The sequence below is a fragment of the Methyloversatilis thermotolerans genome (assembly GCF_000372885.1).
Taxonomy (GTDB): domain Bacteria; phylum Pseudomonadota; class Gammaproteobacteria; order Burkholderiales; family Rhodocyclaceae; genus Methyloversatilis; species Methyloversatilis thermotolerans.
In genome coordinates this window covers 2717346-2741084 of sequence record NZ_KB889967.1, presented here as the reverse complement: position 1 = coordinate 2741084, position 23739 = coordinate 2717346, and the positions used below count along the sequence as shown (strand labels likewise).

Sequence of the window (23739 nt, the reverse complement as noted above, 5' to 3'; positions counted from 1 at the left end):
CTCCCGTTTTCAGTGCCGGATGAGCTTGAAGCTCACCTGGTAGCGGTAGAAGCGGATGCTGGGTACCACCGCGATGGCCCAGCGCAGCTTCTGGTCGTCATCCAGCGCAATGATCGCGCCTTCCACGGTCTGGTGCGGCTCGGCGATCTGCTCTTTGACGTAGCCCATGTAGCGCAGGATCTGGCCCACCACCACGTCCGACGCGCGGCCGCGCTTGAGTTCAACCACCAGCAGGCGCTGGCCGTCGCGGCTCACCGCCAGGATGTCGATGGGCCCGGCATCGGTAGCGTACTGCTGGCCCACCAGCTCGCCGTCGTCTTCGTAGATCTTGAAATCCTGGGCCAACTCGGTCTGCGCCCAGTTCTGGACCAGGAATGCCTCCAGATGCTTCTCCATCGCGAACGCCACCGGGTCCTCCACCACCGGGTCGGTGGCCACGATGTTGGGCGCGGTTTGGCCGGGCAACGCGGCCAGAAACTGCTCGATCTCCTGGTGGTACTCGCTGATGTTGGCCACCGTCAGCAGCGAGCCGGTGGAATTGCGCAGCGCCTCGCTCATGGCCGCGCGATCGATGGCGATGGGCAGCCATTTCACCGGGCGGCGGTGCGGCAGCGCCTGACCGGGCGCGTAGCTGTAAGCGCCCTGTACCTCGCCCACGTGATAGCGGCCGCTGCCGTCCGGGCACAGCACGACGTCGCCGGTGCGTATGCCCTTGGCCACGGTCCATAGCGCACCGCACGCCAGGCCGGCCGCGATCCGGCTCTTGTCGGGATGGCCGGCCAGGAACACCGGAATGAAGGCGGCGTTGAACTGCCGCCACTCCTCCGGCAACTGGCCACTCAGGTCTTGCTCGATGCCGAAGTCGGCGCCGATGAAGCCGCCCGCCAGGCACTCGGCGGCATGGACGCTCTGGCGGCCCAGCATGACGCGGTAGTAGTGCTTGGCGGGTTGGGTCATGCGGTGGGCTCCTGGGTGCGCGCCGGGCCGCTCCCAAGCGCGCCCACCCCCTTGGGGGGGGGAACCGGCACAGCCGGTTCCTGGGGGTCCAAGGGAATGCGGATGCGGCCGGTCAGCAGGGCTTGGGCCATGGCTTGCTTGAGGGCGCGGGCTTTAGTCAGGCGGGATTCGAGGGCGGTGGTCTCGGCATCTATGTCGGACAAAACGGCGGCGATTTCGCGCTGCTCGTCAAAGCACGGATAGGTAATCTGGAGCTTCTCAATGTCGCCCATGCCGAGATTCCCTTGCGACGATGAATTCGTAAGTACTGCGATCTGTGTTGAAACTGACCGACTCTGCAGTTGGTAGAACAGAAACCGTGAGTCCAGCTCTTCAACGGTTCGGATCAGTGCGATCGGTGACCAGATGTTGAAGTCAAGGTCATCTTCAACTATCGCAACTTTGCCCACCGAGGCAGCCTTTCCGAGAAGGACATCGTCCTTCTGCGGCTTGCATTTTCGGGCGAATAGCTGGTCGTCTTCTTTGGTGATGAAGCGTAGATCTGTGAAGTCGATGCGATTGCCCACCAAGTTGTTGACTGACAGGAACGGGACACCTGACTCAACAAAGACTGGGGTCGCGTGAGGCCCATCTGTCACCGGGGTTCGGACTAGGTCTCGCACCTCCTTGCACGACCATGCTTTGGTAAACCCTGGCAACCGCCGCTTGCCGGTGAGCAGCTCCTGCATGGCGCCTTGCTTGATCTGGCGCTTCTTGGTCAGCAGTTGCTCCAGCGAGTCGATCAGGGCGTCAGCATCGGCTAGAGCAGTTGCTATCGCCAACTGCTCGGGCAACGGCGGGAACTTCAGTTCGACTCGACGAAGGTTGTCCTGCCCGATGTTTGCGCGTACCGCACCTTGACCCATCGCAATGATTTGGGTCCGCACATCCGGTGCCCGCAACGCATATGCGGCAAAGCTCGAGTCAATCAACTTTGAGACCGGTCGAGCTCGAATGACGAATCCACCAAACACTACGCACTCGGTGCCGAGGTACGTTGCGGCAAGCCCCACCTCGTCTCCGATCTCCGATGTCCGATTGAAGACCAAGTCCCCTTCGCGCACCTCGTATGCAGCGACTGCAGCTCCGGGCAGATCTACGCGCCCTGATATCTCATGGCCCTTCAGATGCGAGAAGGTTATGGGTTCAAGGACGTTAATAAACGGGACGCCTCGGCCGTAGGCCTGCCGATCTGCATTGACGCCGTTCTTGAACTCATAGAGATCTGAAAGGGAGGCCTGCATCCACTTGCTGCGGTCTGACATCGACGACTCTGGCTTCGCCCCTTTCATGCGAACCCCATCTTCGCCAGATGCCCCGCCACCCGAGCCTCAAAGTCGTTCACCTGCTGCACCAGCTCCGGCATGGTCCGCCCATAGCGCTCGGCCAGTTCCTTGACCCGCCCGGTCAGCGCCTGACTCACCCGGTCCAGCTCACCATGCACCGCCGCATCCAACGCCGCCATCCATTTATGGTCCACCACCAGCGCCTTCACCTCGTCGGGCGTCAGCGACGGGTAGCGGGCCAGGACCTTGGCGTCCAGATCGGCCTCTAGCGTCTTCAGGCGCTTCTTCAGGCCGTTGGCCTGCTCCGACAGGTCCAGCCACTGCTTCAGCACGGCCAGCTCATCAGCCGAGTCTGCATCGGTGGTGGCATCATGCCCAATCTCCTTGATGCGCGACTTCACTTCCTTGTCGTTGATCTTGTCGAAGCCACCGAACACGGCATCGTCGCCGCTGTGCTCTTCTTCCAGCTCGGTCTGCGCGGCCTGCGTGCTTTCCAGCTCGGCGCCGAGCCGGTCCAGCTCAGCCTGCTCGGCGGCAAAGTGGTGCTGCACCAGCAGCGCCTTGGGCACCAGGTCGCAGGCCCAGCCCTTGTCCACCGTCTTGCCTGGTGAGCCGTCCTTGTTCTTCTTGGTCTCCAGCACGCGGTAGGGCTCGGCCTTCCAGCCGTCTTCAGCGATCAGGTAGGCGTCGTCCTGCATGGTCTCGGCCCAGTAGTCCATCAGGTGCTGGTAGACGGCATAGGGGTCGATCAGCTTCTCAGCGGTGGGCAGGTGCTCGTAGTGGTCCAGCAGGCCTTCAGCGCCTTTGATCAGGTCTTTGGGGTGGAAGCTGCCCTTGTCCAGCGACTTCAGGCGCTTCACGGCTGACGCGCGCCACTGGTCGAAGTGCGCGTTCATGGCGGCGGTGAAGGCCTGGAACTCGGGGTGCTGGTGGATGGTGGACTTGATGGCGGCGGGCGCCACGGCCAGGTCCAGGTAGCCCGGCCGTCGGGGCTTGAACAGCGCGGCACGCAGCTGCGGGCACACGGCCCAGTAGCGGCTGAGCGCCTGCACATCGGCCTCCGGGATGCCGCCGTTCAAGTGAGCATCGATGTCCTGCGGGTCTTCCGGCGTGCTGCTGTCAATGTAGCGCGGCAGGTTGAGGTTGAAGTCGTTCTTCTCGATCTCGTCCAGCCCCACCATGCGGGCGTAGCGCGGGTCGCTGCCGTCCAGCGAGGTGAAGGTGTCGACGATGCGGTGGATGTCGCGCTCGCGCAGCCGGTTCTTGGGGCCGTCCTTCATGAAGCCCTGGGCGGCGTCGATCATGAAGATGCCCTTGCGGGCCGACGCGCCGGCCTTGTCGATGACCAGGATGCAAGCCGGGATGCCGGTGCCGTAGAACAGGTTGGCCGGCAGGCCGATGATGGCCTGGATGAGGCCACGCCGCACCAGGCTCTTGCGGATCTCAGCCTCGGCATTGCCGCGGAACAGCACGCCATGCGGCAGGATGCAGGCGGCCCGGCCGGTGCTCTTGAGCGAGCGGACGATGTGCAGCAGGTAGGCGTAGTCGCCCTGTTTGTCGGGCGGCGTGCCGAAGCCTTCGAAGCGCTTGTAGGCATCGCCCACCAGGCCGTTGCTCCAGCGCTTGTCGGAAAACGGCGGGTTGGCCACCACGTAGTCGAAGGTCTTGAGCTGGCCGCCTTCCAGAAACTTGGGGTCGGCCAGGGTGTTGCCCTGTTCGATCACCGCACCGGGGTTGCGGTGCAGGATCATGTTCATGCGGGCCAGGCCACTGGTGACTTCGTCCTTCTCCTGTCCATAGATGCTGACAGGCGTAGGTGCGGCCTCGGCCACCTTGAGCAGCAGCGAGCCCGAGCCACAGGTCGGGTCGTAAACGGTGGTGTTGGGCGTCGTGTTGGCCTTGGCGATGCCCAGCACCTGCGCCATCACGCGGCTCACCTCGGCCGGCGTGTAGAACTGGCCCTTGCTCTTGCCACTCTCCGTGGCGAAGTGGCGCATCAGGTACTCGTAGGCATCGCCCAGGATGTCGTCGCCGTCGGCGCGGTGACGGCTGAAGTCCAGGTCCTTCGACTCGAAGATGCCGATCAGGTTGGTGAGCTTGTCGACCTTCTCCTTGCCCTGGCCCAGCAGCGCATCGTCGTTGAAGTCGGCCTTGATGCGCAGGCGGTTGGCTTCTTCCAGCGGGCGGACGATCTTCTTGTTGATCTGGTCGCCGATGTCACTCTTGCCTTTGAGCGCCACCATGTCGGCGAAGCTGGCGCCCTCGGGGACCTGGATGGCTGCGAAGGGCTGACCGGCGTACTTGTCGCTGATGTACTTGATGAACAGCAGTACCAGCACGTAATCCTTGTACTGGCTGGCGTCCATGCCGCCGCGCAGTTCGTCGCAACTGGCCCAGAGTTTGGAATAGAGGTCTGACTTCTTGACGGGCATACGATTCGGGTTAAGGCGAGACATGTCAAAGCGATGGCGCCTGAGGCAACCGATGGCGCAAAGTGCAGGAGCGCCACTTGTCCGGCTTGTGCTGCAGGCGAACTGCTCTATATCACGACTTTCCCTGCTGCCGAACTGCTCACTGTGAGCCGAGTGAGCTGTGCCGCCGGGGACGGGCACAATACGCCCCGGCGTCGCACCATCGGTTCAGGCCGGAGCGTGGCGAACCCGAGGACGTTTACTCCCCATGACCGCATCGACCCCAGCCCCACCTCGCCCCGCCATCAGCCTCCCCACCGCCGCCCGCGACCTCTACCGCGCCCTCTGGCTCCACGCCCGCGGCGCACGCGCGCAGATGTTGGGCGCCGCGGCGCTGCTGTCCGGCGCGCAGCTGCTGCGCCTCACCATGCCGTGGCTGGCCGCGCAGGCGATCAATGCTTTGCAGCAGGGCGACATGGCGACGGCGGGGCGGTGGATTCTTTATCTGGTCGGCATCTATCTGCTGTCGTGGCTGCTGCACGGGCCGGGGCGGGTGCTGGAGCGCAATGTCGGCGTGCGGGTGCGCGCGCGGCTGGCGGATGCGCTGTATGCGCGCATCGCGGCCGCACCCTTGGCGTGGCGGGACGGGCGGCATTCGGGTGAGCTGCAGCACCGGGTGATGCAGGCGAGCCGGGCGTTGTCGGACTTCGCGCAGAACCAGTTCGACTATCTGCAGAGCGCGTTCAACTTCGTCGGCCCCTTGGTGGCGCTGGCGCTGCTGTCGCGCACCAGTGGCGCGATCGCGGTGAGCGGCTATGTGGTGATCGCGCTCATCATCCTGCGCTTCGACCGCACGCTGATGCAGCTCGCGCGCGCCGAGAACGATGCCGACCGCCGCTATGCCGCGGCGCTGCTCGATTTCGTCGGCAACGCGGGCACGGTGATCGGGCTGCGGCTGCAGGCGGCTTCGCGCGTACTGCTGGGCCGGCGCATGGAGGCAGTGATGGCGCCGCTGCGGCGCGCGGTGATGGTGAACGAGGGCAAGTGGTTCGCGGTGGATCTGCTCGGCATGGGGCTCACCTGGGTGCTGGTGGTGGTGTATGTCATGCAGGTGCGCACGCCGGGGCAGGCGGTGGCGCTGGGCACGGTGTTCATGATCTACCAGTACGCGCAGCAGGCGGCCGGCGTGGTGGCGTCGCTGGCGTCGAACTTCCAGGGCTTCGCGCGCATGCACACCGACTACTGCAGCGCCGAGCCCATCTGGGCCGCGCCCGGCGAGCCGGATGCGGCGGTGCCTGCGGTGCAGGCGGACGCGCCGTGGCAGACGCTGGCACTGCGCGGCGCCACCTGGCGCTATGGCGACGACGCGCGTGGCGGTCTGCGCGGCGTGGATCTGGAGTTGCGACGCGGCACGCGCGTCGCGCTGATTGGCCCGAGCGGCGGCGGCAAGAGCACGCTGCTGCGCACGCTGGCCGGCCTCTACCTGCCGCAGCAGGGTGAACTGCTGCGCGACGGCGTGCCGGTGCCCTGGGCCGAACTGCGCACCCTGGCGACGCTGATTCCGCAGGAGGCTGAAGTGTTCGAAGCCAGCGTCGAAGAGAACCTGACTTTCGGCCAGCCGGCCGACCCGGCGGCGCTGCAGTCGGCCATGCACGCCGGCGTGTTCGACGAAGTGCTCGAGCGCCTGCCCGATGGCCTGCAAAGCGGTCTGAGCGAGCGCGGCGGCAACCTCTCCGGCGGTCAGCGGCAGCGCCTGGCACTGGCCCGCGGTGCGCTGGCGGCGCAGGGCAGTTCGCTGCTGCTGCTCGACGAACCGACCAGCGCGCTCGACCCGCAGGCCGAAGGCCGGGTGTTCGACCGCATGGTGGCGGCGTTTCCGGCTGCCTGCATCGTCGCCTCGGTGCACCGGCCCAGCCTGCTCGCGCGCTTCGACACCGTGGTGGTGGTCGAGGCAGGCCGCGTGGTCGACGCCGGCCTGCGCGACGCGGTGCTGGCGCGGCGCGGGCACTGATTCAGCGGTGTGGCGCTGCTTCAGACGAAGCGTGCGAGCACCACGCCGGCGAGCGCGATGTGCGCCAGCGTCACCAGCACCGACAGGCCGTGCAGCCACTTGAAGCGGCCGTGCTGCCCGGCGTCGGTCGCCGCATTGATCGCCGGCATCAGCACCTGTCGCGTCGGTAACGTGGTGAGCGCGATCAGCGCGAGCAGCAGGGCTGACAGGGTGTCGCGCGGCCAGGCGAGCAGCGCGGCGAGGCCGGCGTTGGCGATCACGTACAGGTAGAAGTGCGGGAAGGTGTGCCGCAGCGTGCGGCGCGCCATGTCGATCGGCAGCGCTGAAAACAGCGCGGCGGCGAAGCCGGCCGAGAACAGCAGCATGCCGCCGAACAGCAGGGCGACCGACAGGAGGCAGGCGATTTCGAGCATGGGGTGTCCGGTGTGGTGGGGCGTGGGTGAGCCGTCGAGGGCGCTACACGCGGCGCGCCAGCGTCACGGCGGCGGCCGACCCGCGGCCGACCAGCGCGCACCAGATGCGCAGTGGCCAGCCGGGACGGTGGTCGCTCAGCGCCGCTGCTTCGTCGCGATGCGCGCATTCATCCGCCTGGCAGCGCAGCAGCGCGGGCAGCAGCCCTTCCGGGCCCGCATGGGTGCGCAGATGGTCGATCTGCTGCTGGTAATGACGGTCGACAAAGGTTTCCACCGCCGCAACGGTGGCGTAGACGGCGCGCGGCCCGAACAGCGCCGGCAGTGCGCCGGTGAGCCAGCCGGCCACGCGCCATGCGCCGAGCAGACGGCTGCGATGCGAGGGCGGCAGCCAGCTTTCGATCAGCGCCAGATGTCCGGCTTCGGTTTCGCCGTGCCTGCGCGCGAAATCGAGCAGGGCGTGGTCGCCGCGTCGGCGCGCCACCGCAACGATGCCGCGATAGATATGGATGGCGCCGGTTTCACCCGCGTGGTCCGAGCGCAATTCGCGCTCGATGTGCGCTGACAGCGCCGCGGCACCGCGTCCGGCGGTATCGCCATCCGGATGATCGAGCCTGCGCGCCGCGCGCTGCATCCAGGGCCGGATGCGCAGGAAGCCGCGATAAGCCAGTTCCAGCAATGGCAGGGCGCCGGGCAGACGCGCGAGGCGGGCCAGCCAGCGCCAGCCGGGCAGGCGCTGCCACATCGCCACAAAGGCGGCCGCGCCATCCAGACGCGAGCCGTCGGCGCGCTGCACATGTAAGCGCGCAAGCAGCGTCGCGCGCTCGGCGGGCAGGCAGGCGTTGTCGTGGCTGATGTCGATGAAGTCGAGCGCGCAGTTGCCGCGGCTGTCCGCGAGGCGCCGCACATGGGCGATTTCGCGGCGGCACAGCGGGCAGGCGCCGTCGTAGAGCACCGTCAGCGGTTCCGGCTTGTCGGGCGTAGTCACCATCATTCCTCGTCACGAAGCGGACAGGGCGCGCCGACCGGAGGGCGTCGCGCGGCTGACGCTATGGACGATGGCGCCCGCCTCCGGGTTCCGCCGGTGCCGGCTGTGCGACGCGGTGGTGGGTAATCACGGGCCGCGACGCGGTGTATTGATATGGATCAATTTTTGCTGGAGTCCGGTGTGAGGCATGTTTTCATGTCGATCTTGTCGTGTCTGTCGCAACTCGACACAGCCGGTTCCGGTGGCCGCGTGCCTGCGCCCGATGGGGCGGGGATGCATTCAGGCCGCTGCGGGCCGGCGGTCGAGCTTGCAATGATTGGGCGCCGGCGGCGCGTTCGAACGCCGCCGGCGTCGCCTTTTAGCCCGCGCCGCCAACGCCAGAAGGAGACCTGCCATGACGCTTCGTACCTACAGCATCGATCAAGACACGGCCAGCGGTGCGCCCGCCGGCGCCTATGTCAGTGCGGAAGATGCCGCCAAGCTGGAGGAAACCCTGTCCACCCTGATCTGGAGCGTGCTGTACGGCAAGCCCTTCGATGGCTCGCGCGCCGCGGTGCAGGCGGAACAGGTGCTGACCGGGCTGCGCGTTAAACCGCCGGTCGAGGCGGCCGCCTGATGCGCGCCCCGCACCCGCTGGCGGTCCGGCCGATGTCGTCCTGTCGCTGAGCGGCGGCCGCGCGCCGTCGCCCATGTCTGCCGACGCTGCGTCCCGTGACGCGGCGCCGGCACCGCTCTCCCTTCCGTCTGCCTGCTCGCCGCGCGGGCAGCGTGCGCTCGCTCGCGCGATTGCACACCGTTCCATCCATGCCACGATGAGGGCTTGCGGCCGTCGCGACCGCGTGCCTGCCCCGGTCCGGGACAGGCCGTCCGGCGGGCCGCGCACGCACGCGCGTCCGCCTTCCGGATGCGCGCCGTCCTTCATTCCCGAAGCCTTACCGGCGCATGACAGAACCTGGAAGTACGCACACGCAGACGGATCCGGCACGCTTGTCCATCGATGGCAGCCTGTGGTTCACCGTGGGCCGCGAGCAGCTTGGCGGGCAGCCGCGCATCGCCCTGCTGGCCAAGATCGCGGAATATGGATCGATCAACCGGGCGGCGCGCGAGCTGGGCATTTCCTATCGCGGCGCCTGGGACACCATAGATGGGATGAACAATCTGGCCGGCGAGGCGCTGGTCGAGCGCGTCGTCGGCGGGCGCGGTGGCGGCGGCACGCGGCTGACCGAACGCGGGCACCGGCTGATCGAAACCTACCGCCTGCTCGAACGCGAACATCGTCGCTTTCTGGAGCGGCTGGAGGGCGCGCTGGACCGGCTCGGCGACGAGCGCGAACTGCTGTCCCGGCTCGGTTTGCGTTCGAGCGCACGCAATGTGTTCCGCGGTCAGGTGGCGGGCATGCGTCGTCACGATCACCTGGACGAAGTGCATGTCGTGCTGCCGGGCGGGCTGTCGCTGATCGGATCGCTCACCCACGAAAGCACCCAGCAGCTCGCGATGAGCGAAGGCATGCACCTCATGCTGCTGGTGAAGGCGTCGGTCATGCAGGTGGTTGCGGCCGGGGATCCCGCGCCGGCGGGGCTGCGCAACGAACTGCGCGGCACCGTGGCGCGCATCGAGTCGGGCCGGCTGAATGACGAAATCGTGATCGCATTGCCGAGTGCCCAGTCGGTCGCGGCCGTGGTGGACAAGGACACGGCGCGCCGGCTGCGCCTGCGCGCGGGGCTGGAAGTGCGCGCCTGTTTCGCGCCGAGCGCCGTATTGTTCGTTCTGCTCGACTGAACGCGCGCGACAGCGGCCGCCGCCTGGCCCGCAACGGCGGCCGGGTAGCCCGGGGCGGGTCAGCGCCGGTCTTCGCGCGCTGCCATGATGGCCGGCAGATTGCCTTCTATCCAGCCGACCAGTTCGTTCACCCGCGTGCCGACCTGGGTGCCCAGTTCCGTCAGCGAATACTCCACATGGGGCGGCACCACCGGAAAGGACACGCGCGCCACGAAGCCGTCGCGCTCCAGCGCCTGCAGGGTCTGCGCCAGCATCTTCTCGCTGACGCCGCCTATCCTGCGCCGCAGCTCGCTGAAACGGTGGGTGCCGCCCATGAGCACCAGCAGCACGAGCACGCCCCAGCGACTGGTGACGTCATTGAGGACCTGGCGCGACGGGCACAGTGCGGCAAGCACGTTGCCGCGCCGCAGCGCGCTCAATGCGTCCTCGAGATCCGGTGGGGCCGTTGTGCCGGAATGCGGACCGGCGGACGGGGCGGGCGAGACAGCGGTCGATGTGGACTTCGCCATAACTAACTTTCAGGTGCGTACTTACGAAAAGTAAGTATAGGCGATAAGGTGGCTCACCTCATCCATTCCATCTGAAGGAGTCCTGCCATGATCGTCATCACCGGCGCTTCCGGCCAGCTTGGCCGCCTTGTCATCCAGACCTTGCTGGATCGCGGCATCGATCCGGCAAGCATCGTTGCCGCGGTGCGAAATCCGGCCAGGGTCGCCGATCTCGCGGCGCGTGGCGTACTCGTGCGCGAGGCCGACTACGACCGGCCCGCCACGCTGCTGGCCGCCTTCCGTGGCGCGCGCAAGCTGCTGCTGATCTCGTCCAGCGAAATCGGCCGGCGCGTGGCTCAGCACCGCAACGCGATCGAGGCGGCGCGCGAGGTCGGTGTCGGCCTGATCGCCTACACCAGCCTGCTGCACGCCGACCGCTCGCCGCTGGGCCTGGCGGGAGAACACCGCGCCACCGAACAGTTGCTGCGCGAATCCGGCCTGCCGGCGGTCATCCTGCGCAACGGCTGGTACACCGAAAACTATCTCGCCAGCGTACCGGCGGCGCTGCAGCACGGCGTGTTCATCGGCTGCGCCGCAGATGGCCGCATCGCGTCGGCCGCGCGTGCCGATTACGCCGAAGCGGCGGCGGCCGTGCTGCTGCAGGACGGCCAGGCCGGCAAGGTGTACGAACTGGCGGGCGACGACGCCTATACGCTCGCTGACTTCGCGGCCGAACTGGGCCGGCAGGCGGGGCGCGCCATTCCGTACGTGAATCTGAGCGAAGCCGACTTCCTCGACGCGCTGCTCGGTGCGGGCTTGCCCCAGCCGCTGGCCGAACTGCTGGCGGATTCCGATACCGGCGCCGCGCAGGGCGCGCTGTTCGACGACGGCCGTGCGCTGAGTACCCTGATCGGACGTCCGACCACGCCGCTGGCGGTGCTGATGGATGGCGCGGTGAACGGCTGAACGCCGCATAGAATGGGCGCTCGCCCTTCTGTGTCGCGCCCATGTCCGCCGTCCGCCACACGTCCGTGCTCGGCATCGCGCTGGCCCTCATGACCAGCGCGGCGGCGCATGCCCATTCCGGCGGGCTGGATGCCGACGGCTGCCACCACAACCGCAAGACCGGCGACTATCACTGCCACCGCGCGGCGGCGACGCCGCGCCCGGCCGATGCCGATGCCGGCGCCGCGTCCGCCAGCCGGCCGTTCCGCAATTGCAGCGAGGCGCGCGCGGCCGGGGCCGCGCCGGTGCGCGCGGGCGAACCGGGCTACGGCCCGCATCTCGATCGCGATGGCGACGGCATCGGCTGCGAGCCCTTCCGCCGGCGCTGACGCGCAGCACGCTTCTTGCATCGTCCGTCCGCGCGCGCTTCGGCCGGCCACGACCCGGCCGCCCGGCGCGCATCCGACCGATTCTGTCGCCTTTGTCGCATGCCCTGCGACAAAGGCGTCGTCACGCATGGACGAGGTGAGCGATGGACAAGATAGGCATCTTCTTCGGAACGGAAACCGGCACCACACGACTGGTGGCCAAGAAGATCCACGCCCGGTTGGGCGATGCGCTGGCGGCGAAGCCGGTGAATGTGAATCGCATCGAAGCGGACGATCTGCTGCAGTACGACGCACTCATCCTCGGCACCCCCAGCTATGGCGTCGGGCAGATACCCGGGCGCACGGCGGGCTGCCTGGAAGCGAACTGGGAGGAGTTCCTGGCGAAGATGCCGGCGGGTACCGATATGCGCGGCAAGCGCATCGCCCTGTACGGACTGGGCGCGCAGGAGCGCTACAGCGAACGCTTCGCCAGTTCGCTGAAGAGGCTGCACGAGGTGTTCGCCGGCTACGGCGCCGAACTGGTGGGCGACTGGAGCACCGAGGGCTATGTGTTCGAGCACTCGGCATCGGTGGTGGATGGCCGCTTCGTCGGTCTGGTGATCGACCAGCGCACCCAGGGCATGCATACCGACGCGCGGCTGGACGCCTGGCTGGAGCAGGTGAAGCCGCTGCTGGTCGAGCGGCTGCGCCAGGTCGCCTGAGACCCTGCTCCTTCCGCACCGTCCTGAGACGGGCTGCCGGTGCCGCCTGCGGCCAGCGGCTTCGCGTTTTTAGTGTTCGCATTCTGCGAAATCTGGCGTGACCAGATATCAATTCCGGCGAAGGCTTCCCGCGCTCTAAGATGCGTCCGTCCGGTGCCGTGCGAGGGCGAACGCGTCGTCGCACCTCCACTCGAAACCGGGTGGGGCGCTGTCATGCGCCCGGCACGCAAACTCTGGGGCGAAGCAGATGATAGACAAGATGTTCATAGGCGGACGGTTCGTCGAGGCGTCGACCCGCGAAACCTTTCCGTCGCTGAATCCGGCCACCGGCGAAGTGATCGGCCAGGTGCCGCGCGGCGGCAAGGCGGATGTCGATCGCGCGGTGGCGGAAGCACAGGCGGCGCGCGCCGGCGAATGGGGGCGCATGAGCGCACTGGAGCGCGGTCGCGTGCTGATGCGCATCGCGCAGCGCATCCTCGACGACGCGGAAGAACTGGCGCAACTGGAGGCGCTGGACACCGGCAAGCCGCTCACCACCGCACGCAATGACATCCAGGTACTGGCGCGCTACTTCGAGTTCTACGGCAGCGCCGCCGACAAGGTGCATGGCGAGGTCATTCCCTTCCTGAACGGTTATACGGTGAACCTGTTGCGCGAGCCACTGGGCGTGACGGCGCACATCGTGCCGTGGAACTATCCGGCGCAGATGATAGGCCGCTCGGTGGCGCCGGCCCTGGCCATGGGCAACGCCGCGGTACTCAAGCCGGCGGAGGACACCAGCTATTCCGCGCTGTACATCGCGCGCATCGCGCAGCAGGCCGGGCTGCCGGACGGCGCGCTCAATGTGGTGACCGGTCTGGGTGAGGAAGCGGGCGCGGCATTGGCGTCCCATCCCGACATCGACTTCATCAGTTTCACCGGCTCCAACGAGGTCGGCACGCTGATCCAGACCGCCGCCGCGCATACGCCGGTGAAATGCGTGCTCGAACTGGGCGGCAAGTCGCCGCAGATCGTGTTCGACGATGCCGATCTCGAGCGCGCGGTGCCGGTCATCGTGCGTGCCATCGTGCAGAACGCCGGGCAGACCTGCACCGCCGGCAGTCGCCTGCTGGTGCAGGAATCCATCTATGACGTCTGCGTGTCGCGCGTGGCCGAGGCCTTTGCGCGGGTGAAGGTCGGAACGCCGGACATGGATCTGGACTGCGGCCCGCTGATGAATGCCGCGCAGCGCACGCGCGTGCAGCGTTACATCGACGACGCGCGCGCCGCCGGCGTGCCGGTGCTCGCCGAGGGCAGCCTGGCGGACGGCCTGCCTGCCGGCGGCTTCTTCGTGCGCCCGGTCATGTTCGGCCCGGTGGCGCCGGATGCGGTCCTGGCGCAGGATGAGGTGTTCGGACCGGTGCTCAGCGTCATTCCGTTCCGCGATGAAGCGCATGCCGTCGCAATCGCCAACGGCACACCCTACGGTCTGATCGCAGCGGTGTGGACCGAGAACGGCGGTCGCCAGCAGCGCATGGCGCGCGCTGTGCGCGCCGGCCAGGTGTTCATCAATTCCTATGGCGCAGGCGGTGGCGTCGAACTGCCATTCGGTGGCACCCGGCGCAGCGGCCACGGCCGCGAAAAGGGTCTGCTGGCGCTCGAAGAAGTCAGTACGACCAAGACTGTCATCCAATTCCACGGTGAATGAATATGAGACTGCAGAACAAGGTGGCCATCGTCACCGGCGCGGCGTCCGGCTTCGGCGCCGCCATCGCCCGGACCTATGTCGAACATGGCGCGCGCGTGGCAATCGCCGACATCAACCAGGAAGGCGCGCAGGCGCTGGCGTCCGAGCTGGGGGATCACGCGATCGCGGTGCGCTGCGACGTGAGTCGCAAGGAGGACATCGAGGCGCTGGTCGAACAGTGCGTGAATCGCTTCGGTACGCTGGACATCGTCGTGAACAACGCCGGCACCACCCATCGCAACCAGCCGCTGCTGAATGTCGATGAGGCGACCTTCGACCGCATTTTCGCGGTGAACGTGAAGTCGCTCTATCACATGACCTTCGCCGTGCTCCCCATCTTCCGTGCCCGACGCGCGGGCGTCATCCTGAATGTGGGCTCGGTGGCGGGCATCCGTCCGCGTCCCGGTCTGACCTGGTACAACGCGTCCAAGGGTGCGGTGAATACGCTGTCCAAGTCGATGGCGGCCGAACTCGGCCCGGACGGCATACGCGTGAATGCGATCTGTCCGGTCATGGGCGCGACCGGCCTGCTGGAAGCCTTCATGGGCATGCCGGACACGCCCGAAAACCGCCAGAAATTCCTGGCCAGCATTCCGCTCGGCCGTCTGGCCGAATCGCAGGATGTCGCCAACGCCGCGCTGTTCCTCGCATCGGACGAAGCCGCCTTCATCACCGGCGTCGAGTTCCCGGTCGATGGCGGCCGCATCGTATAAGGGCGAGTCGCGCGATGCTGAATTCCATCGGCCGGCAGGTGCCCGAGCACATTCCGGGCTACCGGGTCGTCAAGCCCTACCTCGGCGCCTATGGCGCCCCCGACGGGCAAGTGCAGATACGACGCACGGTGAGCGGCCCGAAGCCGGAGGCGAGCAAGCTGCTGCCGGACGTCGCCGCGGCGATCGACGCGTGCGGGCTGAAGGATGGCGACACCATTTCCTTCCACCACCATCTGCGCAATGGCGACCATGTGATGAACAGGGTGCTGGCGGAAATCGCCCGCCGCGGCCTGCGCGACATCCGTGTCGCCGCCAGCTCCTTCTTTCCGGTGCATGCGCCCATCATCGAACACATCGCCTCGGGGGTGGTGGGCGGGCTGAGCGCGACCTATATCAGTGGCCCGCTCGGCGAAGCGCTGGTGCGCGGCGCGCTGCGCGAGCCGGTCATCATGATGACGCACGGCGGCCGCGCGCGCGCCATCGAGTCGGGCGACATCACGGTGGATGTCGCATTCATCGCGGCGCCAGCGGCCGATGCCAGTGGCAATCTGAATGGCGTGCAGGGGCCCTCGGCCTGCGGCACGCTGGGCTATGGCATGGTGGATGCGCGCTTCGCGCGTCGTGTCGTCGCCATCACCGATCATCTCGTTCCCTACCCGGCATCACCCGCGGACATCACCCAGGACCTGGTGGATTTCGTCGTGCGGGTGGATCGCATCGGTGACCCACAAGGCATCGCGTCGGGAACGACCCGTGCAACGCAGGACCCGGTGGGCCTCGCCATCGCGCACCGCACCGCGCAGGTGGTCGCGGCATCCGGACTGCTGAAGGAAGGCTTTTCCTTCCAGACCGGCGCCGGCGGCATTTCGCTCGCGGTTGCCGACGAATTGCGCCAGATCATGGTGGAGCGCGGCATACGCGGCAGCTTCGCGTCGGGCGGCATCACCGGCTACCTGGTCGACATGTTCGAGGCCGGCCTGTTCCGGTCCTTGTTCGATGTGCAGTGCTTCGACCTGAAGGCGGTGGATTCCTATCGCCGCAATGTCGATCACCAGTGCATGTCGGCCTCGCTGTACGCCAATCCGCACACCTGCGGTCCGGTGGTGAACAACCTGGACGTGGTCATCCTCGGTGCGGCGGAAGTGGACCGCGATTTTCATGTCAATGTCACGACCGGCACCGATGGTGTCATCCTGGGCGGATCCGGCGGACATGCGGACACGGCGGCCGGCGCCAAGCTGGCCATCGTTACCACCAAGCTGAAGGGTGGCGGATTCGCCAAGGTGGTGGATCAGGTGACCACGGTCACCACACCCGGCGAAACGGTGGATGTGCTGGTGACCGAGGCCGGCGTTGCGGTGAATCCTCTGCGCGGCGAGCTGCGCGAGCGGCTGATCGGGCATGGCGTGGAAGTGCTGGAGATCGATGCGCTGATCGCCGCCGCGCGCGCCGAGGCCGGCCTGCGACGCCCGCCTCCACAGACCGATCGTGTTGCGGCGGTGGTCGAGTACCGCGACGGATCGGTGATCGATGTAGTGCGCACGCTTGCGTGAGGCGTGGCATGCGAAGGGGGCGCCTCGCGCCCGCTGTTCAACTGAGCTGTGGTGCGGCATATGAACGACACGACAAGACCGCTGGATGGCATTACCGTCATCGCACTGGAGCATGCGATCGCGGCCCCTTTCTGTACCCGGCATCTCGCCGATCTCGGGGCGCGCGTGATCAAGATCGAGCGCCCGGGCGGCGGTGATTTCGCGCGGGGCTATGACCGGCGCGTACAGGGGATGGCGTCACATTTCGTGTGGGTCAACCGCTCGAAGGAAAGCCTGACCCTGGATCTGAAGCATCCGGATGCCCGTGCCGTGCTCGATCGCTTGCTGGCGCAGGCCGACGTGTTCGTGCAGAACCTCGCGCCCGGTGCCGCCGAGCGCATGGGCCTGTCCTTCCAGGCCCTGCATGACGATTTTCCGCGCCTGATCGTGTGCGACATTTCCGGCTATGGCGATGGCGGTCCCTATCGCGACAAGAAGGCCTATGACCTGCTGATCCAGGGTGAATCCGGATTCCTGTCCATCACCGGCGACGGCGACCAACCGGCGAAGGCCGGCTGTTCCATCGCCGACATTTCGGCCGGCATGTATGCCTACAGCGGCATCCTCTCGGCCTTGATCCAGCGCCAGCACACCGGTCTGGGCAGCCGGGTGGAGGTTTCGCTGCTCGAAACCATGACCGAGTGGATGGGCTATCCGCTGTATTACGCGTATGACGGCGCCAGTCCGCCCGGCCGTTCCGGGGCCGCGCACGCCACCATCTGTCCGTATGGTCCTTTCCAGACCGGCGACGGATTGACCGTGCTGCTCGGCGTGCAGAACGAGCGTGAGTGGGCGTCCTTCTGCGAAGTCGTGCTCGAGCAGCCCGCGTTGGCGGACGACCCCCGCTATGCCTCGAATGTCCTGCGCCACGAGGCGCGCGCAGAGGTCGAGTCCCGGATACGCGACGTGTTCGCGACGCTCACGTCCGGGGCAGTCATGGCGCGGCTGGATCGCGCACAGATCGCCAACGCGCGTCTGAACGAGATGAAGGACGTGTGGGCGCATCCGCAGTTGCATGCGCGCGGACGCTTCCGTTCGGTCATGACACCGGCCGGTGAGGTGCCTGCGCTGCTGCCGCCAGCGCTGCCCGAAGGCGTTTCGCCACGCATGGATCCGGTGCCTGCGGTCGGTCAGCACACCGAGGCCATCCTGGCGGAGCTGGGCCTCGCATCGTCCATCGACAGGCTGCGCGCCGACGCAGCGATCTGAAGCGCTGGCGCCAACGCGTCGACCGCCGGGCCGACGCTGACGTGCGCCACCAGGAAACGACATGCCGGATCTGACTTATCTTTTCGTGCCCGGTCATCGGCCGGACCGATACGCCAAGGCGTTGGCCAGCGGTGCCGACGCCGTCATCCTCGACCTCGAGGACGCGGTGGCCGACGCCGACAAGGCGGCGGCGCGCACCGCCGCTGCGAGCTGGCTGCAGCGGGACGGACGCGCGGTGCTGCGCATCAACGCCGAGGGCACGCCGCACTTCGCCGACGACGTCGCCTTGCTTCATCTGCCCGGGGTGTCGGCGCTCATGCTGCCCAAGGCCGAATCGCCCGACAGCCTGCGCCGTCTGCACGCGCAATATCCGTCGCTGCCACTGCTTCCACTGATTGAAACCGCGCGCGGCCTGGCCGAGGTCGCGCGCATTGCCGAAGCGCCGGGGGTCGAACGTCTGGTGTTCGGATCGATAGACCTTCAGCTCGATCTGGGCATGAGCTGCGCGGACGAAGAACTGGATGCGCTGCGTGTCCCGCTCGTGCTGGCGTCACGGCTGGCTGGACTCGCGGCACCGGTGGATGGCGTGTGCGTCGCGCTCGACGACGAGGCGCGTCTGGAGCGCGAAACGCTGCGCGCCCGGCGCCTGGGCTTTGGCGCCAAGCTGTGCATCCATCCGCGCCAGTTGCCGACGGTGGCACGCTGCCTGCGGCCGGACGAACAGGCGCTGCGCTGGGCGCGCGAGGTGCTGGTTGCCGATGCGAACGCTGCGGGTGCGGCGGTCCGCCTGAACGGCCAGATGATAGACAGACCGCTGGTGGCGCGCGCGCGTGCCGTGCTCGCCGCAGCCGGCGTGGAGGCCCGCCACGGGTCGGACTGAGTGCACCACGCCGGTCCGGCGCCGCGCGCGTGCCGGCTGCGGCGACCCGGTCAGCCGCCGTCCTGGTCGCGCGGCGAGAGCCTCTGCTCGGTGTCCGGATCGGCGAGCAGTTCCACCAGCTTGCGTCCGGCCAGCGGCAGCGCATCCATGCCGCGGAAGCAGATGAGCATCTGTCGCGTGGCCCAGCGATCGGTCAGCTTGATGATGCGCAGGCCCATCTCCTTCGCGAAATTGCGCGCGGCGTTCTCCGGCAGCACGCCGATGCCGACGCCGGCCTGCACGAACTTGCACACCGCCTCGAAACTGGCCACCTCGACGCTGAGCCGCAGCGGTCGCGACAGGTCGGCCGCGGCCTGCAGCAGCAGCCGCATCATCGCGGTGTCGCTGTCCAGACCGACCAGGTCGTAGTCGAGGATTCTCGCGAACGGCACCGTCTTGGACTTCAGCTCATGTCCGCGTGGCACCACGGCGGCCAGCCTGTCCTGCTGGTAGGGCAGATAGCTGATGCCCTCCAGCGTGTCGCCGCTCATGACGATGCCGATATCGGTCCTGCCCTCGCGCACGTTCTGGTTGATCACGTGACTGCGGCTTTCCACCAGTTCGATCTTCACCTCGGGATAGCGGTGCGAGAACACGGCAAGATCGCGCGGCAGGTGCTGGGTGATGGCCGATGTGTTGGCCTGTATCCGCACGTGTCCCTTCACGCCCTGCGAATAACTGGATAGCTCGGCACGCAGCAGTTGCTCCTGTCCCAGTATCTTCTGCGCATGGAAGGCGAGTGCCTTGCCGGCGGGGGTGGGCTCCACACCCTTGGCCGAGCGGTAGAGCAGTTGCGTGCCGTAGCAGTGCTCCAGGATGGCGATGCGGCGGGATGCAGCGGCGAGCGCGAGATGTCTTTCGCGTGCCGCCTTGGACAGGCTGCGGCTTTCCACTGCGCGCAGGAACAGGGCGAGACTTACCAGGTCGGGCAGCATGGCGGCCTCATGCACGATCGCGATGTGCCGCGACGCCTGCCTCGATGCGTGCCAGATAGTCATCGACATGTCGCATGAAATTGAGCGTCATCGGCGGAACGCGGCTGGAACGCGTGTGTGCCACCCACAGCAGCGCAGGCGGCGTGTCATCCTCGATCTCCACGTAGACCACGCCCTCCGGGTGCAACTGGCGCATCGACTCGGGCACGATGGCGATGCCGACGCCGGCCGCCACCAGATTGACGGTCGAGGTCATCTGCGGGGCTTCCTGCGCGATGCGCGGGCTGAAGCCGGCGTTGCGGCAGGCGGCGATGATGGAGTCGTACAGCAGGCTGCCGTTGAGTCGCGGATACAGCACGAACATGTCGTTGGCCAGTTCGATCAACCGCAGCGCGCTCCGCCCGCTCAGCGGATGGCGCTTGGGCAGCGCCAGCCACAGGCGTTCCGCCGGCAGCGCGCGCGTGACCAGCCCTTCGCGCTGGCCCTGCGTCGGGCGCACGAAGGCGATGTCGATCTGGCCCGCTTCCAGTGCATTCACCAGTGCTTCGGTCGCCTGTTCCACCAGAGATATTTCGACTTCCGGATAGCGTTCGCGGAAGCCGCTGATGATGGCCGGCACCGAAGGGTTGAACGAGGAGGCGCTGGTGAAACCGATGCGGATCTGTCCCTGTTCGCCGCGCGCGGCGCGCCGCGCCGCCAGCACCGCCTGGTCCGCCTCGCGCAGCACTGCCTGGGCATGTGGCATGAAGGCGCGACCGGCCTCGGTCAGTGACACCGACCGCGTTTCGCGATGGAACAGCGTCACCCCCAGTTCGTGTTCGAGCTGCTTGATCTGCTGGCTCAGCGGTGGCTGGCCTATGCCCAGCTTTTCGGCGGCACGCGTGAAGTGCAGCTCCTGGGCCACGGTCAGGAAGTAACGGAGGTGGCGCAGTTCCATGGTGGGCGGTCGAGGCGGAGATGTCGGCGTGGCGGAGGCACTGCCCGGCCGATTGTGCCCCAGTCGGCAGGTCCTGTGGGACGGCGCACCGCGCGCGATCCGCTCAGCGGCCCTTCAGCGACATGAGATAGGCCACCAGATCGGCCAGCGCCTTGCGGTCGGTGATGCCGGGAAACTCCATGCGCGTGCCTTCGACCATGTTCTTCGGCTCGTCCTCCAGCCAGCGCGTCAGGTTCTTCGCATCCCAGCGGAAGCGGGCGGCGGCGAGCGCGTCGGAGTATTCGTAGCCTTTGAGCCGGCCGGCCGGGCGATTGGCAATGCCGTGCAGAGACGGCCCGAACAGCGTGACGTCCTTGTCCACCGAATGACAGCCGGCACACAGTTTGAACACTTCCCTGCCGCGTTCGACTGCAGCCGGATCGGCGTGTGCGATGGCAGGCAACAGAACACTGAACAGGGAACAGGCGACCATGCGTCGCAAGGGCAGGTCCTTCATGCAGTACTCCTGATCGAAACAGATGCGGGCCGGCAAGGGCGCCGACCCGCAGGAGCGCCAGCGTCAGCCGGTCGCGCGCATCATTTCCGCGCACTTCCAGCCGATCATGATCGAGGGCGCATTGGTGTTGCCGGTGGTGATGGTCGGCATGATGGAGGCGTCGGCGATGCGCAGGTTGCGCACGCCGTACACCTTCAGTTCCGGATCGACCACCGACATGTCATCCACGCCCATCTTGCAGGTCGAGGTGGGGTGGAAGAAGGTGTTCACCGATTTGGCGAGGAAGTCCTGCCACTCGCTGCTGCCCGCGCGCACGCTCGGCCCGGGCAGCCATTCCTTCGCGCGCACGTCCGCGAACGCCTGTTGCAGCGCGGTTTCGCGCGCGATTTCTGTGGCGCGCGAAAACACGCGGCGGTCATGATCGGTGGCGAGATAGTTCGGATTGATGATGGGTGCGTCACCCGGCTTGTTCGACTTCAGCTTGATGAAGCCGGTGCTGGTCGGACGTGCAAGTCCGGACAATACGCACCATCCGTTCTTGATGCCCTTCATCGGCAAGGCCGGCGTCGAGAACGGAATGTTCAGATACAGCGTGATCATGTCGGGTGCCGGCAGACGGTTGTCCGAGCGCGCCCACATGTAGACCTCGGAGGCGTTGTAATTCGATTCCGGCAGCGCGCTCGGCGATTCGTAGTTCGGTCCGCCACCCAGCACGTGGTCCTGCAGGTTCTGGCCGACGCCGGGCAGATGCTGCGTCGAACGTATGCCGACCGACTTCAGGTGGTCGCGCGGTCCGATGCCGGACAGCATCAGGATGCGCGGCGTGTCGATCGCGCCGGCGGACAGCACCACCTCGCGATCGGCGCGCACCGTGCGCGGCTTGCCTGCGTGCAGGTATTCGACACCGATGCAGCGGCCGTTCTCGACCAGAACGCGGGTGACCGGCGCTTCGGTCAGCACGGTGAGGTTCTTGCGCGCCATGGCCGGCTTCAGGAAAGCCACGCCGGTCGATTGCCGGCGCTGATCCTTGATCGTGAAGTTCACCCAGGCCGGACCTTCCATCGTCGCTGCGTTGAAGTCATCGGTTTCCTTGTAGCCAAGCGCCTTCGACGCATCGATGAACATCTGGCCACCGGGGTGACGCAGCGAGGGCTGTGGACGCGTCACCTGCAGCGGACCGCCGACGCCGCGATATTCATTCGCGCCGCCTTCGTAATTCTCGAAGTCCTTGTAGTGCTGCAGCACCGTGCGATAGTCCCAGCCGGCGCAGCCGGCATAGGCCCAACTGTCGAAATCGCTGTGATGACCGCGCGCGTAGATCATGGCATTCAGGCAACTGGTGCCGCCGATCACATTGCCGCGCGGCCAGCTATGCACGCGGTTGGCGGTGAATGGCTGCTTGGTGGTGGAGAACCACTTCGACGCGCGGGTGCCGAGCACCTGGGCCCATTTGCGCGGATCGTGTATCTCCGGCACGTTGTCGTCGCCCCCTGCTTCCAGCACCAGGATGCGGGCATCGGTCGTCGTGGCCAGGCGGTAGGCCAGCGCCGAACCGGCCGAACCGGAGCCGACGATGATGTAGTCGTAGGCGGCGTCCACCGCCTCGCGCTCGCGGGTCGATTGCGCGAAGGCTTCGTTGCTGAACACCGTCGCCAGCGACAGGCCCATGCCGGCGGAAATGCCGAGCGCGGCCGAACGGCTCAGGAATTCGCGGCGGGTGAGGCGGCCGGCACGGTATTCGTCCAGTGCCAGGCCAAGTTCCTTGGTGGTAGAGCTCATGACGGGGTCTCCTCCGTGAGATCGGATCTGGTTGTGGGGTGGGGACGGATCAGAACACCTGAAGGATCCGGACATTGATGCGCGATTCTTCGCGGAAGCCCTGTTCCACGCTCGCGTCGCGGCCGATCATGCCGAGCAGCTGGGTCTTCGGACCGACGAAGACCGATCCGCCGACCGCGAACTTGGTGGTGCGGCGTTCGTCGTTCTGCTGGGTGCCATCGATCTTCGTTTCGCCACCGACGGTGTGCGACAACAGCAGACGAAGATCGGCGGTCGGGCTGAGGTGGTAGCGCAGCCAGACCTGCCCCTGCACCAGCGGCTTCTGTTCCAGCCGCTGTCCGGTGGCACCGAAATCGGTGTTGTCGCCATACAGCATCACGTCGCCGACCAGGTCGAGCGAGAAGTCCTTGGACAAGCGGCGCACATGGGCGACCTGCAGGTTGTATTTCCAGCGGTTCTCGCCGAGGTTCAGCGCGTCGTTGCGGTCGTAGCTGCCGATCGGCACATACAGATAGGGCGTGATGCCGGTGTAGACCTTGTTCACCGGGTCGTTCTGCACCCAGAAGGTTGCGGCGAGGATGGGATCCCCGATGCCGCTGGCGTCGCCCAGACCCGAGGTGTCGCCCTTGCCGGCGACGCGACCGAATGGAATCAGTATCTGCGGATCGGCCACGATGCCGCCGATTTCCATGAAATGCACCGCGCGGAAAATGCCGATATCGGTATTGAGGCGGTTGTTGCCGGCTTGCCGGTCGCCATTCGAATACAGTCCGTCGTTGCGTGCATGCTGCAGATAGAGCAGGGCGACATTGGTGCCGGGCGCTGCCGGTTCGTAGTCGCCGGCATCGACGTCGATCGCGTGCGCAGGCGCGCTCAGGCAGAGGGTGGCCAGCGCAGCCATGAGGGATGACGAAAGGGTGCGCCGGGCGGGGGCATGGGACAACATGGGTTACTCCTCCTGGTTTGACTGTGTTGTGTCGTGCTTTTCTGGGCGCGAGCGGGCCCTGCCGGGTAAGGCCGCGCCTTTCC

22 protein-coding genes are annotated in these 23739 nt (G+C 66.9%); 11 read left to right on the top strand and 11 right to left on the bottom strand.

All coding sequences use genetic code 11. The features are described from left to right. Positions 1-9 precede the first annotated feature (9 nt). Genes A3Q7_RS0112255 through A3Q7_RS0112245 form a run of 3 tightly spaced genes read right to left on the bottom strand, consistent with a single transcriptional unit; the run spans position 10 to position 4714 of the window. Positions 10-957 carry an endonuclease NucS domain-containing protein gene (locus tag A3Q7_RS0112255; protein ID WP_018412184.1) on the bottom strand — a complete coding sequence of 316 codons (948 nt, stop codon included), beginning with the start codon at positions 955-957 and terminating at the stop codon, positions 10-12. After that, entirely contained in the window at positions 954-2288 is a 1335-nt protein-coding gene (locus A3Q7_RS20315) for a restriction endonuclease subunit S (RefSeq protein WP_018412183.1), read from the bottom strand. The genes A3Q7_RS0112255 and A3Q7_RS20315 overlap by 4 nt, the downstream gene beginning before the upstream one ends. Next, positions 2285-4714, bottom strand: a complete 2430-nt coding sequence (locus tag A3Q7_RS0112245) for a type I restriction-modification system subunit M (protein ID WP_018412182.1) — start codon at positions 4712-4714, stop codon at positions 2285-2287. The genes A3Q7_RS20315 and A3Q7_RS0112245 overlap by 4 nt, the downstream gene beginning before the upstream one ends. Positions 4715-5069: 355 nt before the next feature. Between A3Q7_RS0112245 and A3Q7_RS0112240 the strand changes: the two genes are divergently transcribed. Beyond that, positions 5070-6704 carry an ATP-binding cassette domain-containing protein gene (locus A3Q7_RS0112240; protein WP_018412181.1) on the top strand — a complete coding sequence of 545 codons (1635 nt, stop codon included), beginning with the start codon at positions 5070-5072 and terminating at the stop codon, positions 6702-6704. Positions 6705-6724: 20 nt separating this feature from the next. On the opposite strand, the gene A3Q7_RS0112235 is transcribed toward A3Q7_RS0112240, so the two are convergent. Together A3Q7_RS0112235 and A3Q7_RS0112230 are read right to left on the bottom strand one after the other, a co-directional pair. After that, positions 6725-7117: a DUF4149 domain-containing protein gene (locus tag A3Q7_RS0112235; protein WP_018412180.1), complete on the bottom strand. Its 393-nt coding sequence runs from the start codon at positions 7115-7117 to the stop codon at positions 6725-6727. Between the two features lie 43 nt (positions 7118-7160). Continuing rightward, complete coding sequence (locus tag A3Q7_RS0112230; RefSeq protein WP_232418067.1) at positions 7161-8105, bottom strand: demethoxyubiquinone hydroxylase family protein; 945 nt, start codon at positions 8103-8105, stop codon at positions 7161-7163. Positions 8106-8496: 391 nt separating this feature from the next. Between A3Q7_RS0112230 and A3Q7_RS0112225 the strand changes: the two genes are divergently transcribed. Next, positions 8497-8718 carry a hypothetical protein gene (locus A3Q7_RS0112225; RefSeq protein WP_018412178.1) on the top strand — a complete coding sequence of 74 codons (222 nt, stop codon included), beginning with the start codon at positions 8497-8499 and terminating at the stop codon, positions 8716-8718. A 326-nt stretch (positions 8719-9044) separates the two neighbouring features. Further along, complete coding sequence (locus tag A3Q7_RS0112220) at positions 9045-9881, top strand: TOBE domain-containing protein (RefSeq protein ID WP_018412177.1); 837 nt, start codon at positions 9045-9047, stop codon at positions 9879-9881. A 59-nt stretch (positions 9882-9940) separates the two neighbouring features. On the opposite strand, the gene A3Q7_RS0112215 is transcribed toward A3Q7_RS0112220, so the two are convergent. Beyond that, positions 9941-10300, bottom strand: coding sequence for a winged helix-turn-helix transcriptional regulator (locus tag A3Q7_RS0112215; RefSeq protein ID WP_018412176.1), 360 nt, complete (start codon positions 10298-10300; stop codon positions 9941-9943). A 177-nt stretch (positions 10301-10477) separates the two neighbouring features. Here A3Q7_RS0112215 and A3Q7_RS0112210 point away from each other — a divergent pair, with 177 nt between their 5' ends. The 8 genes from A3Q7_RS0112210 to A3Q7_RS0112175 all read left to right on the top strand — a co-directional run bounded on the left by A3Q7_RS0112210 (position 10478) and on the right by A3Q7_RS0112175 (position 18524). Beyond that, entirely contained in the window at positions 10478-11335 is an 858-nt protein-coding gene (locus A3Q7_RS0112210) for an SDR family oxidoreductase (RefSeq protein ID WP_018412175.1), read from the top strand. Between the two features lie 41 nt (positions 11336-11376). Beyond that, positions 11377-11703 (top strand): excalibur calcium-binding domain-containing protein, encoded by a 327-nt coding sequence (locus tag A3Q7_RS0112205; RefSeq protein ID WP_018412174.1) that lies wholly within the window; start codon positions 11377-11379, stop codon positions 11701-11703. A 143-nt stretch (positions 11704-11846) separates the two neighbouring features. Further along, positions 11847-12404, top strand: a complete 558-nt coding sequence (locus tag A3Q7_RS0112200; protein ID WP_018412173.1) for a flavodoxin — start codon at positions 11847-11849, stop codon at positions 12402-12404. A 247-nt stretch (positions 12405-12651) separates the two neighbouring features. After that, positions 12652-14091 carry an aldehyde dehydrogenase family protein gene (locus A3Q7_RS0112195; protein WP_018412172.1) on the top strand — a complete coding sequence of 480 codons (1440 nt, stop codon included), beginning with the start codon at positions 12652-12654 and terminating at the stop codon, positions 14089-14091. 2 nt (positions 14092-14093) lie between these two features. Further along, positions 14094-14843, top strand: a complete 750-nt coding sequence (locus tag A3Q7_RS0112190) for an SDR family oxidoreductase (RefSeq protein ID WP_026224759.1) — start codon at positions 14094-14096, stop codon at positions 14841-14843. Between the two features lie 14 nt (positions 14844-14857). Beyond that, complete coding sequence (gene citF / locus A3Q7_RS0112185) at positions 14858-16396, top strand: citrate lyase subunit alpha (RefSeq protein WP_018412170.1); 1539 nt, start codon at positions 14858-14860, stop codon at positions 16394-16396. 60 nt (positions 16397-16456) lie between these two features. After that, a complete protein-coding gene (locus A3Q7_RS0112180; RefSeq protein ID WP_018412169.1) occupies positions 16457-17644 on the top strand; it encodes a CaiB/BaiF CoA transferase family protein in 1188 nt (395 codons plus the stop codon). 61 nt (positions 17645-17705) lie between these two features. Then, complete coding sequence (locus A3Q7_RS0112175) at positions 17706-18524, top strand: HpcH/HpaI aldolase/citrate lyase family protein (RefSeq protein WP_018412168.1); 819 nt, start codon at positions 17706-17708, stop codon at positions 18522-18524. 50 nt (positions 18525-18574) lie between these two features. Here the strand turns inward: A3Q7_RS0112175 and A3Q7_RS19860 are convergent, their stop codons facing one another. From A3Q7_RS19860 to A3Q7_RS0112150, 5 genes are all read right to left on the bottom strand, one after another. After that, positions 18575-19561, bottom strand: a complete 987-nt coding sequence (locus tag A3Q7_RS19860) for a LysR family transcriptional regulator (protein ID WP_198289170.1) — start codon at positions 19559-19561, stop codon at positions 18575-18577. Further along, the gene (locus A3Q7_RS0112165; RefSeq protein ID WP_018412166.1) at positions 19506-20435 is read right to left on the bottom strand and encodes a LysR family transcriptional regulator; all 930 of its coding nucleotides are present in this window, start codon (positions 20433-20435) and stop codon (positions 19506-19508) included. Before A3Q7_RS0112165 ends, A3Q7_RS19860 begins: the two co-directional genes overlap by 56 nt. A gap of 103 nt (positions 20436-20538) precedes the next feature. Then, the gene (locus tag A3Q7_RS0112160; RefSeq protein WP_018412165.1) at positions 20539-20931 is read right to left on the bottom strand and encodes a c-type cytochrome; all 393 of its coding nucleotides are present in this window, start codon (positions 20929-20931) and stop codon (positions 20539-20541) included. Positions 20932-20994: 63 nt separating this feature from the next. Further along, on the bottom strand, positions 20995-22710 hold the full coding sequence (locus A3Q7_RS0112155) for a GMC family oxidoreductase (RefSeq protein WP_018412164.1): 1716 nt from the start codon (positions 22708-22710) through the stop codon (positions 20995-20997). 49 nt (positions 22711-22759) lie between these two features. Next, entirely contained in the window at positions 22760-23656 is an 897-nt protein-coding gene (locus A3Q7_RS0112150) for a transporter (RefSeq protein ID WP_040570690.1), read from the bottom strand. Positions 23657-23739 lie beyond the last annotated feature (83 nt).